We start from the raw sequence: 14722 nt of genomic DNA, 5'->3' as shown, positions 1-14722 counted from the left end.
ACCGTCTACGATACACAGTACCGCAGACACCGACGCAACGGACCCCGATGATGCGATTCGCTCGCCGTTTCCTCGTCATGCTGGCGTCAGCCTTGCTGCGCGCACGCGCGGGCGGCGCGTTGGCGCTGCTTGGGTCGGCGGTGCCGCTGGCCCATGCGGAGGTCGTCGTGTCGTTCGCCGAGAGTCCGGTGTCGGTGATTCGCGGCGCCTCACTGTATCGGACCGGGGAGGGCGCGAGGCTGCGCGACGACGACATCATCGAAACCGACGCCGGCAAATCCGCGCAGCTCGAAGACAGTGCGGGGACGCTGATCGCGCTCGGGCCGCAAACGCAAGTGCTGCTCAAAGCGCCGTCGGCGCCGCAAAACGCCGCGGCGGGACCGCTGCGGATCACGATGCTGAGCGGCTGGCTCAAGGTCGGCCGCAACGCGAGCGCAGCCGCGCAAGCGCCGCTGTCGATCGAGCTTCACGGCCTCGACATCAAGCCTTCAGGCAATGGCCCGTGGTCGGTCGTCACCATGACCGCCGGCGAGCGCGCCGCCATCTTCGCGGAGTCGGGTGATGACGCGATCGCCGTCGTTCGCGCCCCTGCCCAGGCGCCCAAACAGACTTTGCACGCGGGCCAGTACCTCGAGCGACATGCCGACGAACCCCTGCGTGCGCAACCGCGGCCGTCCGCGGAGTTCATCGGCACGATGCCGCCAGGCTTTCGGGACGCGTTGGTCGGGGTAGCGGGGCGGCTGCCGAGCAGACACGAACTTGCCGCGCCAGTGCGCGCCGTCGATTACGCCGACGTCTCCGACTGGCTCACGAGCAGCGTCAGCGAGCGCGGCACTTTCGTCAAACGCTTCGTCCCGCGGCTCAAAACCGCTGCCTTTCGCGCGCAGGTCGATACCCATCTGGACGTTTTGCCGGAATGGCGGCCGATTTTGCATCCGCCGCCACCGCCATTGCCGCCGCCGCGCCCGGCGGGCGAGCCACACAAAGGGCCCGCATCAGCACCGCAGCTAGTGCGTCCACAATACGGCCCCGGCTCGATATACCGGGACAAACCCACGGCGGACTACGAGCATCATTGACATACCATGCAGCACCGGGCGTTGACGCCCTTGCACACCATTCGCGTGGAGCAGCCATGAACCTGTCGTTGACTGTGAAGTTCAATCTCGCCTTCCTCGTCGTGTTCGCCGCGGGATTCGCCGCGACCGGTTTCGTGGCCGACCGGGTGTTGCAGGAAAACGCGGTGCAGACGACCGTGCGCGACGCGAGCCTGATGATCGAAGCGGCTACCGCGGCGCAGAACTACACGTCCGATCAGGTGACGCCGCTGCTGGCCACGCAGATCAAATACGCGTTCGTCCCGCAGTCGATTCCCGCGTATTCCGCGGTCGAAAGCCTGCTTGCGATCCAGAAGAAATTTCCGGGCTTCTCGTACAAGAGCGCGATGCTCGATCCGACCAACCCGCGCGACCGCGCCACGGACTGGGAGACCGATGTGATCCGGCGCCTGCATGACCATCCCGAGTTGCCCGAGCTGATTGGCGAACGCGCGACGCCGTCGGGCCCGAGTCTCTACATCGCGCGGCCCACCCGCATCGACTCGACCGCCTGCCTCGAATGCCACAGCACGCCTGGTGCGGCGCCGCGCACGATGATCGACAAGTACGGACCGGCCAACGGCTTCAACTGGCCTCTGCATGAAACGATCGGCGCGCAGGTCGTGTCCGTGCCGATGTCGCTGCCGCTGGGACAGGCGCACAGCGTGTGGCGCACGTTCATGCTGTCGTTCGCCGCGGTGTTCGGGTGCGTGCTGATCGCGCTGAACCTGATGGTGCATTTCCTCGTGACGAAGCGGCTCAAGGCTTTGTCGCGCGCGGCCGATGAAGTGAGCCTCGGCAAGCTCGACACCGCATCGTTTTCGACGCGCGGCGGCGACGAAATCGCCTCGCTCGCCGTGTCGTTCAACCGCATGAAAACGAGTCTCGTCGAAGCGCTGCGGATGCTGGGGGCGTAAGCTGGCGTGATCGGCCAGGCGCTTCTCGACCGGAACCCGCATGAGCAACGAAGCAACGCCTACTCGGATTGGCAAGTACCGGATCGACCGCGTGCTGGGCACGGGAGCGATGGGCGTCGTGTATCTTGCGTTCGATCCGCACCTCGAAAGACCCGTGGCGCTGAAAACCGTGCGCCGCGAACTGCTCGCCAGCGAGGACAGTAGCGGCGACATGCTGCTGCGTTTTCGAAACGAGGCGCGCGCGGCCGGTCGGCTCGCGCACCCGAACATCGTCACGGTCCACGATTTCGGCGAAGACGGCGATACGGCCTACATCGTGATGGAGTACGTCGCCGGACATGGCCTCGATACCTTGCTGGTACCGGGCCACCCGCTGCCGCTGTCGGACGCTTTTCACTGGCTTGCGCAACTGCTCGCCGCGCTTGCGTATGCGCATGAGGCGGGTGTCGTGCATCGCGACATCAAGCCCGCGAATCTGCTCGTCACGGCGGCGGGGCTGCTGAAAGTCGCCGATTTTGGCGTCGCGCGCATCGGCTCATCCGCAACCTCGTCCGGATGGATGATCGGCACGCCAAGCTATATGTCGCCCGAGCAGTTCGAGGGCGAATCGGTCGATGCCCGCGCGGACCTGTTCTCGGCCGGCGTCGTGCTGTACCGGATGCTGACCGGCCGTCAGCCGTTCGTCGGCTCGCCGGCTACGATCAGGCAGAAGATCCTCAAAGATGCGCCGGCCCGGCCGTCGGAAATCGTCTCCGCGTTGCCGCCGGCGATCGACGCGATGCTCGTCAAGGCACTTGCGAGGCGGCCAGAAGACCGCTTCGGTTCGGCCGCGGAATGGCTCGCGAGCTTGAGGTCGTTGGCTGATTCACCCGCCGCGGCCGACGATGACCGGACTATCGTGACGCCCTCCGCGTATTGGTCCGCGTCCGCAGCCTTGCCAGCGCATGCGACGGGCGGCGGCAACCCGCCGATGCCTGTGCCTTCGGTGCCGCGCAACTGGCCCCCTGAGACGCTCGCGCGCATCGAACGCCAACTCGCGATCCACATGGGCCCGCTCGCGAGCCTGCTGGTGCGACGCGCGGCCACCCAGGCGAACGACCTGCCAGCGCTCGGCGCGCAACTGGCGGCGGTGTTGCCCGACACGGCGCGGCTCGAATTCGAGCAGGCCTTCGCGCGGCTGACGGCGGGCTCGCCCGATATGTCGATGGTCGCGTCGTCATCGCCGGGCTCAGGCGTCGCGGTGGCTGCGGCTGCGGCGAAGGTATCGGCTGGATCGCCCGCGAGCGCCGCAGGCACGTCACCGGGCAGTGCGATCGATCAGGCCAGCATCGATGCCGTCGCCGTTAAGCTGGCCGTCTATGTGGGGCCGATCGCGAAGATGATTGCCAGTCGCGAGGCGCGGCATGCCGCAAGTTTCGACGAGTTCGTTCAACGGGTAGAAGCTTGCATCAGCGACGCCGCGCAGCGCCGCCGGTTCCGGCACGATCTCGATTCATCGGGTTAGCTTCACGAATCGAACGCTGCTACATCGAATTCAAAAGGGGGATGAAGTTGAACCACAGTCTGCAGATGTTCGACCTGAGCGGGCGTCGCGCGCTCGTTACCGGATCGAGTACCGGTATCGGTTATGCGTTGGCACAAGGGCTGGCAGGAGCTGGTGCGGAAGTCGTGCTGAACGGCCGCAATGAAGCGAGGCTGGCGGAAGCGGTCAGCCGCCTGCGCGACGCAGGCGCGACCGTGCATGGGCGATGTTTCGACGTGACGGCTCCGGAGGCGGTGGAAGCGGCGGTGGCGCAGATCGAAAGCGAGATCGGCGCGATCGATATTCTCGTGAACAACGCCGGCATGCAGCGGCGCGCGCCGCTCGAGCAGTTCTCCCACGCGCAATGGGAACAGCTGATGAAGACCAATGTGGATAGCGTGTTTCTGGTCGGGCAGGCGGTCGCGCGCCACATGATCGCGCGCAAGCGCGGCAAGATCGTCAACATCTGCTCGGTGCAAAGCGAACTCGGCCGGCCCAATATCGCCGCCTATACCGCGAGCAAAGGCGCCGTGAAAATGTTGACGAAAGGCATGGCGATCGATTGGGGCCAGTATGGCATTCAGGTCAATGGCCTCGGCCCCGGCTACATCAGGACGGAACTGACCGACGCGCTCGTCAACGATGAAGCGTTCAGCAACTGGCTGGTCAATCGCACGCCTTCGCGACGTTGGGGGGATGTGCAGGATCTGGTCGGCGCGGCGATCTTCCTCGCGAGCGGCGCGTCTGACTTCGTCAACGGTCATGTTCTTTATGTCGATGGTGGGGTGACGGCGACGCTTTGACTGGCTTTCAGGCCGCCGCCGCAGAGGCCTGCAAGCCTCCCCGGCACCACCTTCACGGCATGCAGGTCGGGTATGCGGTGTCGGGCGATGTCGCGCGCAACGCGTGATGGGGCGATGATGCGGCGAATCGAACCGGGAATAAGCACCGCATCTCGATGGTCTTGCAGGTAAGACTGACATCGGATGGGTGATCAAATGAACCTGATCGACGAGGCGGCGTTTGCCCCGCACGTGACATACGACATCAACGGGACGTTCGCATGACGTTGCGGATGCAAGCCGCTCTGCGGCGATTGCAACTCGGCTCCGGCGTGGTGTTGCTGGTCTATCTCTTTCTCCATCTGCTCAATCACGCACTCGGAATCTGGTCGCTCGAACTCGCCGGACGCGGTCTGGTTCTGGCGCTGCGGCTCTGGCGCAGCGCGCCTGGAACGATCGCGTTATACGGAGCGGCTGCGCTGCATTTCGTGCTGGCGATGCGAACGATTTATGCGCGCCGTCACTGGGCGTTGCCTCCGGCGGAGTGGGTGCGTCTGTGGGCAGGACTCAGTCTGCCGCTGCTGCTGATCCGTCATGCGGTGACGACCCGGCTCGCGTCCACACTCTATGGCTTCGAACCGGACTACGAGCGTGTCGTGATCCAGTTGCTGACGACCGGTACGCAGGGTTTGCAGCTTGCGCTGCTCGCGCCCGGATGGATACACGGATGCCTCGGACTATGGTTTCGCTTGCGTCACATGCGATGGGCGCTTCGCATGAAGCCCGTGCTGTTGACATGGGTCATCGTGCTGCCATTGTTGTCCGCGGCAGGCTTTGTCAGGATGATGCGAGCCGTCGAAGCGAAGCGGGCAGTCCTTCCAACTCCCGATCCAAAACTGATTGCGCATCAGCTTGCATTGAACACATGGCGTCACGATCTCGTGGCCTTGTATCTGTCTCTGATCGTCGGCGCGTTCGTCGCAGGTCAATTGCGCAATGGGATCGAGCGTCGGAAATTGCGTGGTAGTTCCATCTAGACATCCGGAAGTATTTGGCTAATCACGATGCTCCTTGACGAAAATACCGGGAATATCCAACGAGAAAACTCCGTCTACCGGATGTGCATCGCGTAACACTCACGATCTGACGAGACGGTCCGAAGTGAATACGGATGCGCGAATACATCCTCAGGTCAAAAGGAGTACATCATGAAATCGGAATCGTTGAATCAATACGCGGTTTGCTCGCTACTGAGCTGCGTGTTCGCCGGTGTGATGTTGATGGCGGGCTGCACAAGCGCGGAGGCGCAAACTGTATCGGAGCCCGAGCCTCATCAACTCACGCGCGCGGAGGTCATGCACGAACTCGAGGAGCTGGAAGCGGCGGGATACAACCCGTCGATGGGCGATGATGGTTCGTATCCCGCCGATATTCAGGCCGCGGAAGCGAAGGTGGCCGCGATGCATCGAGCGGATAGAGCCGCGGCGATGAACGCGGGACAGAGCGGTCAGACGGTGCGCACGCATTGAGGGGAAAGACTGGAACGTTGATCCACCCCCGCTGGCGTACCATAACATTAAAATTTTCAATGATCCTATTGCGTTCATTGCATTGCCAGCATGAGATAGGAATCGTATCTTCGTCCCTAAATCACGGAGACATCTATGAAGATCGCATTCCTGGGAGCCGGCGCGTTGGGTTGCGCGATCGGCTCCGCGCTGACTGAAGGCGGCCATCAGACGTGGCTGGTCGACCGCTTCGCGGCGCACGTCGAGGCCATGCGCCGAGACGGCCTGCTAGTCGACGATGCCAACGGCTCACGCCGCGTAAAAGTCCGCGCGACGATGAACCCCGCCGAAGTCGGGCCGGTGGACCTCGTCATCGTGCTGGTCAAGTCCTTCCACACCGATTCGGCAATGCGCGGCGCGCTCGATCTCGTCGGACCCGACACGCTCGTGTTGTCGCTGCAAAACGGCCTCGGCCATGAAGACGTGCTCGGCGAAATCGTCGGCCGGGAGCGCGTGCTGGCGGGCAAGACCTATGTGGGCGGCGTGCTGAAGGCGCCCGGGCACATCCAGTCGGGCGTGAACGGAAAGCTGACCATCGTCGGCGAGCTCGATGGTCGGGTCACCGACCGGGTCCGCGCCATCGCCGACGCGTTCAACAGTGCGGGGCTGACGACCACGATCAGCGACAACATCCTCGGCACCATGTGGGACAAGTTGCTGATCAACGTCGCGACGGGCGCGATCACCGGCATCACCGGTCTGACGTATGGGCAACTGTACGAGGAGCCCGTTCTGAAAGCCTCCGCGTTGGCGGCGATCGAAGAAGCGATGGCAGCCGCGAAGGCCGCCGGCGTCCGTCTTTCGATCACGAAAGCGGAACAAGCCTGGACGCTCGCGGCCGAAGGTCTCTCGCCCGCGTTCAAGACCTCGATGCTGCAGAGCCTCGAAAAAGGCTCGGTCACGGAAATCGACTTCATCAACGGTGCGGTCGTGCGGTGGGGCGAGCGGCTCGGCGTGCCGACGCCGGTCAATTCGACGCTCGTCGCGTGCATCAAGGGCATCGAGCGCGCGATGACCGACCGTCAGCGAGAAGGAGCGACGGCATGAGCGGCGCGAAAGCCTATCTGGAGCACGTGGCCATCTGGGTGACGGACATCCACTGGCATATCCGCTTCTTCGAACAAGTCTTCGGCATGACCATGCGCGAGGTGGATGGCACGCGCGACGAGCCGCGTCAGTACTGGACGCTCGGTGGACTGCAGTTCATCAGTGATCCGCGCTACGACGGTCCCGAGGGCCGGCTCGCGCATCTCGGCGTGATGTGCGAGGACCTCGAGGCTTCGCTCGCCGCGGCGCAAGCGTTCGGCGTCAGTGAAATGCCGCAAGGGCGCAACTGGCTGCGCCTGCCGGATGGACTCGCGGTCGAACTGATTCAGGCCAAACCCGCCACGTGCGTTGCGCAGGCGCTGGCGATCAATCCACGCGCGGAGGCGTAAAGCATGAGCACGATCATCGAAAAGTACTGGGACGACGCGAACGAAGGCGACGAGTGCGTGAGCCCGACCTATACCGTCACCAAAGAACGCATTCTCGCTTACGCGGATCTGACCGGCGATCGCACGCCCGTGCACGTCGACGAGGAATATGCGAACGCGAGCCACTTCGGTTCGATCGTCGCGCACGGGCTGTTCGGCCTGTCGATCGCGGATGGCCTGAAGACGCAGAGCGACTATCGCTTCCTGCCAGGCATGTCGCTCGGCTGGACGTGGGATTTCCTGTTGCCGATCAAGGTCAACGACGTGCTTCACGTCAAGTTCCGCGTCGGCAACATGCGCGCGAGCAACAGCCGTCCGGACTGGGGCATCGTCGTGCTGCCGTCCGAACTGATCAATCAGGACGGTCAGGTCGTCCAGCGCGGCGAACATCGGCTGATGGTGCCGCGCCGTCCGGGAGCGAACTGATGCAAGCCCGCCCCCTCGAAGGTATTCGCGTCGTCGACTACAGCCACTTTCTTGCCGGTCCGTACGTGGGCCGCTGCCTCGCGGCGCTCGGCGCCGAAGTGATCAAGGTGGAGCGTCCCGGGAGCGGCGATGCCGGCCGGCAGCACGCGACCATCCTCGACGACCAGCAAAGCGCCTACTTCCTGCAATTGAACATGGGCAAGCGCGGCGTCAGCGTCGACATGAAAGACCCGCGCGGCAAGGAGTTCATGCGGCGTCTGTGCGATTCGGCCGATGTGTTCATCGAAAACTATCGGCCGGGTGCGCTCGACAAGCTGGGCCTCGGCTATGCCGCGTTGTCCGAACGCAATCCGGGTCTCGTGTACTGCTCGATTTCGGCGTACGGTCACACCGGGCCCGACGCGCATCGCGCGGGCTTCGGTCTGATCGCCGAGGCGAAGAGCGGCATCATGCAGATGGTCGGCAATCCCGGCGAACCGCCGCCGCTGATGCGCATTTCGCTCGGCGATATGTACACGGGCATTCACGCGGTCGCCGCGATCAACGCCGCCTTGCTCGGCCGCGTGAAGAGCGGTCGCGGCCAGCATATCGACATGGCGTTGTACGACACGCTGGTGTCGATGCACGAATACGCGGTGCAGTGCTACACGATGCAAGGCGTGCTGCCCGAGCAGACGGGGCACGACATGCCGACGTCGACGCTGTACGGCGTGTTCCGCGCGGCCGACGGCGATCTCGTGATCGCCGCGCAGGTCGACGATGCGTGGAAGCGGTTTGCTTCGCTCGTCGAACAGCACGGCGGGCCGGCCGGCTTCGGCACCGATGCGAGGTTCCACAGCCTGAACGGACGCAACTCGCATCGCACCGAAATCCTCGCGGTCGTGAAGCCGTGGGTTGCGGCGCGGCCGGTCGCCGGCGTGCTGGCGCTGCTCGATGGCGTCGACGTGCCTTGCGCAAAAGTGCAGCGCATCGATGAAGTGGTCAACGATCCGCAGATCGTCGCGCGTGGCATGGTGATCGAGCAGGACCATCCGCGCTTCGGAAAGCTGCGCCTGCCTAACCTGCCGTTCCGCTTCTCTGACTGCGACACGTCGATCCGCGAAGTCGGCCCGGATCTCGGTCAGCACAACGCGGAAGTCGCGCAGTCGTTGGGCTTCAGCGCCGCAGAAATCGACGCGATGCAGACCCAGGGCGTGCTGTTTTCGAAGGGGAGTGCGTGATGAGCGACCAATACGCGGTGATCGGCAATCCGATCGGCCACACGAAATCTCCGCTGATTCACGGTCTGTTTGCGCAGGCGACCGGACAGGACATCAGCTACTCGGCGATCGAAGGTCCGATCGAGCCCGCCGACGCTTTCGCCGAGACCGTCAAGACGTTCATCGCCGCGGGCGGCAGAGGCATGAACGTCACCGCGCCGTTCAAACTGCAGGCGTTCGCGATTGCCGACGAGCGCAGCGAACGGGCCACGCTCGCCGGCGCCGTGAACGCGCTGAAGTTCGAAAACGGCCGGATCGTTGCCGAGAACTTCGACGGCGTCGGTCTCGTGCGCGATATCGAAGTGAACCTCGCTCAGCCGATGGCGGGCAAGCGCGTGCTCGTGCTGGGTGCGGGCGGAGCGGTGCGTGGCGCGTTGCTGCCGTTCATCGCGGCGCGTCCGGCGCAACTGGTCGTCGTGAATCGGGATGTGCGCAAGGCCGAGGCGTTGGTCGCGCAAGTCGCGAGCAGCCGCCCATTGATCGCATGCGGCTACCGGGAACTCGACGGGATGGGGCAGTTCGACCTCGTCGTGAACGCGACATCGGCGAGCCTGACCGGTCAGTTGCCTGCGGTTCCACCGGACGTGTTCAGCCGAGCAGGAACCGCGTACGAACTCGCGTATGGAAAGGGGCTCACCCCGTTCCTGCGGCTCGCGCGAAATGCGGGCGTGCAGGGCATCGCCGACGGCGTCGGCATGCTCGTCGAGCAGGCTGCCGAAGCGTTCGAGTGGTGGCGCGGCGTTCGACCGCAGACGCAAGCGATCATCGACCGGCTGAGCGTTCCGCTCATTTGACGCATGCGGTGGGGCGAGGAGGCCCAGGTTACGGAGGCTCGTTCATGGGCATAGCGCAATGGATACAATGGCGATATTGCAAATGACAATACCGCCATGAGTACCACTGAGCTTCCGGACCTCAAGCTGCTTCAGCTTTTCGACCTGCTTTACGATGTGCGAAGTGTCACGCGCGCCGCTGAGCAACTCGGGCAAAGTCAGCCGACGGTCAGCATCTGGTTGGGTCGCTTGCGCGAGCATTTGCAGGACCCGTTATTCGTTCGCACGCCGGGCGGTATGACGCCCACTCCGCAGGCTGACGCGTTGATCGGACCGTGCAGGGAAATTCTCGAGTCGCTGCGCCGGTTCGCTGCGTGGGAGATATCGTTCGATCCCGCCACGGCCAAACGACGGTTTCGAATCTGCATGACGGACGCGAGCCACATTACGCTGCTGCCGCGAATGTTGGCGCATTTGCGGGCGCAGGCGCCAGGCGTTCGGCTCGAAGCGGCAAGGATCGACGGCAATACGGAGCGGGCGCTCGAATCCGGCGAGGCGGATCTTGCGATCGGGCACGTGCCCTGGCTGGGGGGCGGTATGTACCAGCAACAGCTTTATATGCAGGACTGGGTATGCCTTGCCAACCGCAATCATCCTCGCGTGCGTGCGCGGCTGAGTCTGAAGCAATACCGCAGCGAGGGGCATGTCGTCATTGCGGCTGGCACGGGCGGGCAACTGCTCGAACAGGCGTTATTGCGCGAGAACATCGAACGCGACGTCGTGCTCGAATTGCCCGGCTTCCTCGGACTAGGATCGATCATCAAGTCGACCGATCTGATTGCTACCTTGCCCCGCCACATTGGCGAGACGCTGGCGCGGGCGAATGATGTCGTGGTCCATTCGTGTCCTTTCCCGGTGGACAAATTCGCGGTGCGCCAGCACTGGCACGCGAAATACCATCACGAAGCCGGCAATCGCTGGCTGCGCTCGGTCGTCGCGGATCTGTTTCTCAATGGGAGCAGAAGCTAGTTGCCCCGGCTGCTGCTGATGAGGGCACAGAGTATTCGCGCTGAACCAGATTCTCCGCCTTCATCGGCTTCGTCAAAAAGAACCCTTGCACGAAGTCGCAGCCTGCGTCGCGCAGCGCATGCCACTGTTGATTCGTTTCGACGCCTTCGGCCGTCACTTTGATGCCGAGTTCGTGCGACATCTGAATGCTGCCCCGGACGATCGACGCGGCCGCCGAGTCGCGACCCAGCCTGGCCGTGAACGAGCGGTCGATCTTGACGATGTCCGGCGAAAAATCGGCCAGATAGCGCAGGCTCGAGTATCCGGTTCCGAAGTCGTCGATGGCGATGCGCACGCCCAGGCGCTTGAGCGCCATCAACGTTGCCTGCGCGAGTGAGGGGTTTTCCATCAACGCGCTTTCGGTCAGTTCGATCTGCAGGCAGTGCGGCGGCACCCGGCGTTTTCGCAGCGCCTGGTCGACTATCGCGACCAGCGAGTCATCCCGCAGCTGACGCGCGGACACGTTCACCGACATCGACAGCTCTTTTTTGCCGGCGGCCTGCCAGACGGCCAGTTGAGCAAGGGCCGCGTCCATGACCCATGCGCCGACTTCGACGATGAACCCGCTTTCCTCCAGGATCGGGATGAAGCTGCCGGACCCACCGGACCTCGCGCTGGATGGTTCCATCGAACCAGTGCTTCGACGCCTTTCACCGCCAGAGAGGCTGGCTCGTGAATACCCTGGAAATGCAGCACGAATTGGTTCGACGCCAGCGCCGTGGGCAGATGGCACTCCAGCTCGAAATCTCCGAGCACAAGATTCGCGAAGATCTACCGTAATCGTAAAAGTGAGGCGGCTCGCAGCGTTCGAGCCGTCGCTCAACCCGGTAGTCGGATCTTTAATGCGGGAAAACCAGCGGGAGCCGCGGATCGCATCGGATCGAGGCGAGTTGCGCACCTGTCAGTCTTCGCGAGGCTGGACCCGCGCGAATTGACGAATGCGCTCCGCAAGAGCGGGTATGCCCGAGTCGCGAGCGACATAGTGCGCGACCTGCCGGGTGGCCAGATCGATGGTCACCTGATCGTCGGGGGTTTTCGTGTTGGGGCCGTCGACCGCGGGATGGTATTCGATGCGCAACTGCTTCGCGTTGGCGACGAGCCGTAAATAGCCGAAGTTGCGGTCGTCGTAGCTTTCAAGGACGACCGCATCGGTGTCTTTCGACGCGGCCTGGATCAGCTGCGGCGCGCGAAGGGGCGGCTGTCCGTTGGTGGTGAGCTGCTGCACCGCGTGACCGCCGTTGCCACAAACGATGTAAGGGATGTGGGTGCCATCGGAACGGGTTCGCGTAAAGCGCTGATAGTTGTGCGCGTGTCCCGCGAGGTCCGCATGCGGCCAGATCCCGACCTCATCGCAAACCGTGTCGATCTGCTGTTGCATTTCCACGCTCCAGCCGTGACGCCCGCGCGCCACATACGGCGGATGGTGATGCGCGAACAGCAGCGCGCCTCGATAGTTCTCTTTCTTCACCCGCAATAACGCCGCTTTCAGGAACTTCAGCTGACTGTTGCCGATGTCACGGTCCGCGATCACACCGGGGTCCTCGAGCGTATTGCTGTACAACGCGATGATGCGCACGAACGGCGCCTCGAAAGTGAAGAAAACGCCTGGCTGAATTTGCGCGGTCCGTGAAAGGTGGCCCGCGTCGGGAGAGACTTGGAAGCAGTCGGAGCAGAAGTTCCTCAGAAACGCCTGCAGGCTTTTCTCATGCTTCAACGGCGAAACCATTCCGTCGTGGTTGCCGGCAGCGGCGAGAATCGGCGCATGGTAGTTGCGGTACGGCTCATAGAACTGATCGTAGTAGTACTGCGCCTCGCCAAAGCTGTAGACGATGTCGCCCAGCAGAAAGTTGAATTGCGGCACCTCGGCGGGATCGGTTTCGTCGAAGTCGCTGACCATCTTGTCCGCGACTTCGTTCTGGGTGGCCGGACCCTTCGTACTGCCGCAATCGCCGGTGGCGTGAAAGACGATCTGTCCACTCTGGCTAATCGTATCGATGAGCTGCTGGTTGTTGTTCACCACCTCCGCAAACGTCAGCCGGGGCTCGGTGCCGCCGCGCGGCGGCGGAAACGGCAGCGCCTTCAGCTTGTGCTCGCGGTTCAGTTCGTCGATGACCTTGTAGGCCGCGGTATCGGATGCATGCCTGACCACGAAAGTTTGCGGGTCCGGCGTGGGCTGCGGCTGCGAGAAAACCGGCGCGGCGAGAATCCTGCCGCTGCGGTTGCCGCGTGAGGGTGACGATTCGTCTGAACGCTTCTTCGGCATGTGCAATCCTCCTTGGTCGTGGAACGGGAGCGGCCACGCGGTTGTCGGCAAACCGTCAGCATGTGACGGCACTGTCGATGGCCAGATGCACCGTTCAGACGAACGTATAACCAGGAAGTTCAGATGCGGTTGCCGTTGCGCAACCCGTATGGCGCGAATTGCTAAGCATGGTTTTCCCGTACGAAAGCCGGGTTCGTGGTGAACACGCGTCTGGTTACGACGGCACGAACACGCCAACCGCCGCCAGCGCCATCGCGAGCGTTGCGAGCCATCCTCCCCACGCCAGCACGCCCTTGACGGCGAACTGTCCCATGACCCGCCGACTTCGCGCGATCAGCATCATGACGACCATGATCGGCACCGCGGTAACGCCATTGATCACCGCGCTCCAGTACAGCGCGCGGATCGGGTCGAAATGCATGAAGGTGATAGCCACACCGCCGACGATGGCCAGTGCGATCACCGCATAAAATTCGCGCGCGAGCGTCAGATGCAACGCCAGACTGCTGCGCCAGCGAAAGCTGCCCGCGGCGGCGTAGGCGGCCGAGCCGGCGAGAACCGGCAGTGCGAGCAGGCCGGTGCCGATGATGCCGAGCGCAAACAGTACGTAAGCAAAACGCCCGGCAAACGGCTCGAGCGCTCGCGCGGCATCGGCCGAGGTTTTTACTTCGATGTGGTGCAGATGCAGCGTAGCCGCCGCAGTCAACATGATGAAAAATGCAACGAAGTTCGACACCCCCATGCCGACCCACGTGTCGAAGCGGATTCTTCGCAACTGCGCCGGCGCCTGGTGCGGCACGCGGCGCAGCGGCGCCTGTTCAGGTGCCGAGCGCATTTCTTCGACTTCCTGCGACGCCTGCCAGAAGAATAGATACGGACTGATCGTCGTACCCAGCACCGCGACGATCATGGTCAGATAGTCCGACGTCAGCGAGATGCGCGGCAACACAATCGCGCGCGCGACTTCGCCCCAAGGGATCGGCACGATGAGAGCGACCGCGACGTACGCAAGAAGCGATACGGCGGTCCACTTCAGAATCCGCGCATAGCTATCGTATGGGACAAAAATCTGCAGGATGACCGAGAACGTCCCGAGGCCGACGACATAAAGGTGCTGCGGACCTGGCAGCAGCAGTCCGGCCGCGGCGCCCATCGCCGATAGGTCTGCGGCGATGTTGATCACGTTTGCCACGACGAGCAGGGCAACCGCGCCGTACAGCAGCCACGCCGGATAATGCGCGCGGATGTTCGACGCGAGGCCCTTGCCGGTCACCCGGCCAATCTGCGCGCTCACCAGCTGGATTGCGGTCATCAACGGATACGTGATCAGGATCACCCACAGAAGGTTGAACCCGAACTGCGCGCCGGCCTGCGAATAAGTGCCGATGCCGGATGGATCGTCGTCGGCCGCGCCCGTGATCAGGCCGGGGCCCAGGCGTCTGATCCAGGATCGCTCGACGGGATCGCGTACGGCGGATTCCGGCTCGATCAATTTATCGTCGTTCATATATGTCACCTCGCCGCCACATTTAGCAAATTGCGGGCCCGGGGTGTTCGGGGCGGCGTTGCGCG

14 protein-coding genes and 1 pseudogene are annotated in these 14722 nt (G+C 63.5%); 12 read left to right on the top strand and 3 right to left on the bottom strand.

Annotated features, from left to right (window positions below; all coding sequences use genetic code 11):
• The first annotated feature begins 47 nt into the window (after nucleotides 1-47).
• The 12 genes from AB3X96_RS20830 to AB3X96_RS20775 all read left to right on the top strand — a co-directional run bounded on the left by AB3X96_RS20830 (nucleotide 48) and on the right by AB3X96_RS20775 (nucleotide 10848).
• A complete protein-coding gene (locus AB3X96_RS20830; RefSeq protein ID WP_368591172.1) occupies nucleotides 48-1079 on the top strand; it encodes a hypothetical protein in 1032 nt (343 codons plus the stop codon).
• Nucleotides 1080-1135: 56 nt separating this feature from the next.
• Nucleotides 1136-2014, top strand: coding sequence for a DUF3365 domain-containing protein (locus tag AB3X96_RS20825; RefSeq protein ID WP_368591171.1), 879 nt, complete (start codon nucleotides 1136-1138; stop codon nucleotides 2012-2014).
• A gap of 40 nt (nucleotides 2015-2054) precedes the next feature.
• The gene (locus tag AB3X96_RS20820; RefSeq protein ID WP_368591170.1) at nucleotides 2055-3518 is read left to right on the top strand and encodes a serine/threonine-protein kinase; all 1464 of its coding nucleotides are present in this window, start codon (nucleotides 2055-2057) and stop codon (nucleotides 3516-3518) included.
• Between the two features lie 41 nt (nucleotides 3519-3559).
• Nucleotides 3560-4339: a glucose 1-dehydrogenase gene (locus tag AB3X96_RS20815; protein WP_368591169.1), complete on the top strand. Its 780-nt coding sequence runs from the start codon at nucleotides 3560-3562 to the stop codon at nucleotides 4337-4339.
• Between the two features lie 260 nt (nucleotides 4340-4599).
• Complete coding sequence (locus AB3X96_RS20810) at nucleotides 4600-5355, top strand: hypothetical protein (RefSeq protein WP_368591168.1); 756 nt, start codon at nucleotides 4600-4602, stop codon at nucleotides 5353-5355.
• 171 nt (nucleotides 5356-5526) lie between these two features.
• Entirely contained in the window at nucleotides 5527-5847 is a 321-nt protein-coding gene (locus AB3X96_RS20805) for a DUF4148 domain-containing protein (RefSeq protein WP_368591167.1), read from the top strand.
• 135 nt (nucleotides 5848-5982) lie between these two features.
• Nucleotides 5983-6933: a ketopantoate reductase family protein gene (locus tag AB3X96_RS20800; protein WP_368591166.1), complete on the top strand. Its 951-nt coding sequence runs from the start codon at nucleotides 5983-5985 to the stop codon at nucleotides 6931-6933.
• Nucleotides 6930-7322, top strand: coding sequence for a VOC family protein (locus tag AB3X96_RS20795; RefSeq protein WP_368591165.1), 393 nt, complete (start codon nucleotides 6930-6932; stop codon nucleotides 7320-7322). Before AB3X96_RS20800 ends, AB3X96_RS20795 begins: the two co-directional genes overlap by 4 nt.
• 3 nt (nucleotides 7323-7325) lie before the next feature.
• Nucleotides 7326-7787, top strand: coding sequence for a MaoC family dehydratase (locus AB3X96_RS20790; protein WP_368591164.1), 462 nt, complete (start codon nucleotides 7326-7328; stop codon nucleotides 7785-7787).
• Nucleotides 7787-9007 (top strand): CaiB/BaiF CoA transferase family protein, encoded by a 1221-nt coding sequence (locus AB3X96_RS20785; protein ID WP_368591163.1) that lies wholly within the window; start codon nucleotides 7787-7789, stop codon nucleotides 9005-9007. Before AB3X96_RS20790 ends, AB3X96_RS20785 begins: the two co-directional genes overlap by 1 nt.
• Nucleotides 9007-9840 (top strand): shikimate dehydrogenase, encoded by an 834-nt coding sequence (gene aroE, locus AB3X96_RS20780; protein WP_368591162.1) that lies wholly within the window; start codon nucleotides 9007-9009, stop codon nucleotides 9838-9840. Before AB3X96_RS20785 ends, aroE begins: the two co-directional genes overlap by 1 nt.
• A 96-nt stretch (nucleotides 9841-9936) precedes the next feature.
• Nucleotides 9937-10848, top strand: a complete 912-nt coding sequence (locus AB3X96_RS20775) for a LysR family transcriptional regulator (protein ID WP_368591161.1) — start codon at nucleotides 9937-9939, stop codon at nucleotides 10846-10848.
• On the opposite strand, the pseudogene AB3X96_RS20770 reads toward AB3X96_RS20775, so the two are convergent.
• The 3 genes and pseudogenes from AB3X96_RS20770 to AB3X96_RS20760 all read right to left on the bottom strand — a co-directional run bounded on the left by AB3X96_RS20770 (nucleotide 10829) and on the right by AB3X96_RS20760 (nucleotide 14657).
• Nucleotides 10829-11583: pseudogene (locus tag AB3X96_RS20770) on the bottom strand (putative bifunctional diguanylate cyclase/phosphodiesterase). The gene AB3X96_RS20775 and the pseudogene AB3X96_RS20770 sit on opposite strands and share 20 nt — an antisense overlap.
• A gap of 205 nt (nucleotides 11584-11788) precedes the next feature.
• Entirely contained in the window at nucleotides 11789-13150 is a 1362-nt protein-coding gene (locus AB3X96_RS20765) for a metallophosphoesterase (RefSeq protein ID WP_368591160.1), read from the bottom strand.
• A gap of 214 nt (nucleotides 13151-13364) precedes the next feature.
• Nucleotides 13365-14657, bottom strand: coding sequence for an NRAMP family divalent metal transporter (locus AB3X96_RS20760; protein ID WP_176106323.1), 1293 nt, complete (start codon nucleotides 14655-14657; stop codon nucleotides 13365-13367).
• Nucleotides 14658-14722 lie beyond the last annotated feature (65 nt).

The sequence above is a fragment of the Paraburkholderia sp. BR13439 genome (assembly GCF_040948805.1).
Taxonomy (GTDB): Bacteria; Pseudomonadota; Gammaproteobacteria; order Burkholderiales; family Burkholderiaceae; genus Paraburkholderia; species Paraburkholderia youngii.
The sequence above is the reverse complement of the archived record's forward strand: the minus strand, read 5'-3'. Positions and strand labels throughout refer to the sequence as shown.

Coding starts and splice junctions, on each gene's coding strand:
- AB3X96_RS20830 (WP_368591172.1), top strand. CDS start 48: ATGATGCGATTCGCTCGCCGTTTCCTCGTCATGCTGGCGTCAGCCTTG.
- AB3X96_RS20825 (WP_368591171.1), top strand. CDS start 1,136: ATGAACCTGTCGTTGACTGTGAAGTTCAATCTCGCCTTCCTCGTCGTG.
- AB3X96_RS20820 (WP_368591170.1), top strand. CDS start 2,055: ATGAGCAACGAAGCAACGCCTACTCGGATTGGCAAGTACCGGATCGAC.
- AB3X96_RS20815 (WP_368591169.1), top strand. CDS start 3,560: ATGAAGTTGAACCACAGTCTGCAGATGTTCGACCTGAGCGGGCGTCGC.
- AB3X96_RS20810 (WP_368591168.1), top strand. CDS start 4,600: ATGACGTTGCGGATGCAAGCCGCTCTGCGGCGATTGCAACTCGGCTCC.
- AB3X96_RS20805 (WP_368591167.1), top strand. CDS start 5,527: ATGAAATCGGAATCGTTGAATCAATACGCGGTTTGCTCGCTACTGAGC.
- AB3X96_RS20800 (WP_368591166.1), top strand. CDS start 5,983: ATGAAGATCGCATTCCTGGGAGCCGGCGCGTTGGGTTGCGCGATCGGC.
- AB3X96_RS20795 (WP_368591165.1), top strand. CDS start 6,930: ATGAGCGGCGCGAAAGCCTATCTGGAGCACGTGGCCATCTGGGTGACG.
- AB3X96_RS20790 (WP_368591164.1), top strand. CDS start 7,326: ATGAGCACGATCATCGAAAAGTACTGGGACGACGCGAACGAAGGCGAC.
- AB3X96_RS20785 (WP_368591163.1), top strand. CDS start 7,787: ATGCAAGCCCGCCCCCTCGAAGGTATTCGCGTCGTCGACTACAGCCAC.
- aroE (WP_368591162.1), top strand. CDS start 9,007: ATGAGCGACCAATACGCGGTGATCGGCAATCCGATCGGCCACACGAAA.
- AB3X96_RS20775 (WP_368591161.1), top strand. CDS start 9,937: ATGAGTACCACTGAGCTTCCGGACCTCAAGCTGCTTCAGCTTTTCGAC.
- AB3X96_RS20765 (WP_368591160.1), bottom strand. CDS start 13,150: ATGCCGAAGAAGCGTTCAGACGAATCGTCACCCTCACGCGGCAACCGC.
- AB3X96_RS20760 (WP_176106323.1), bottom strand. CDS start 14,657: ATGAACGACGATAAATTGATCGAGCCGGAATCCGCCGTACGCGATCCC.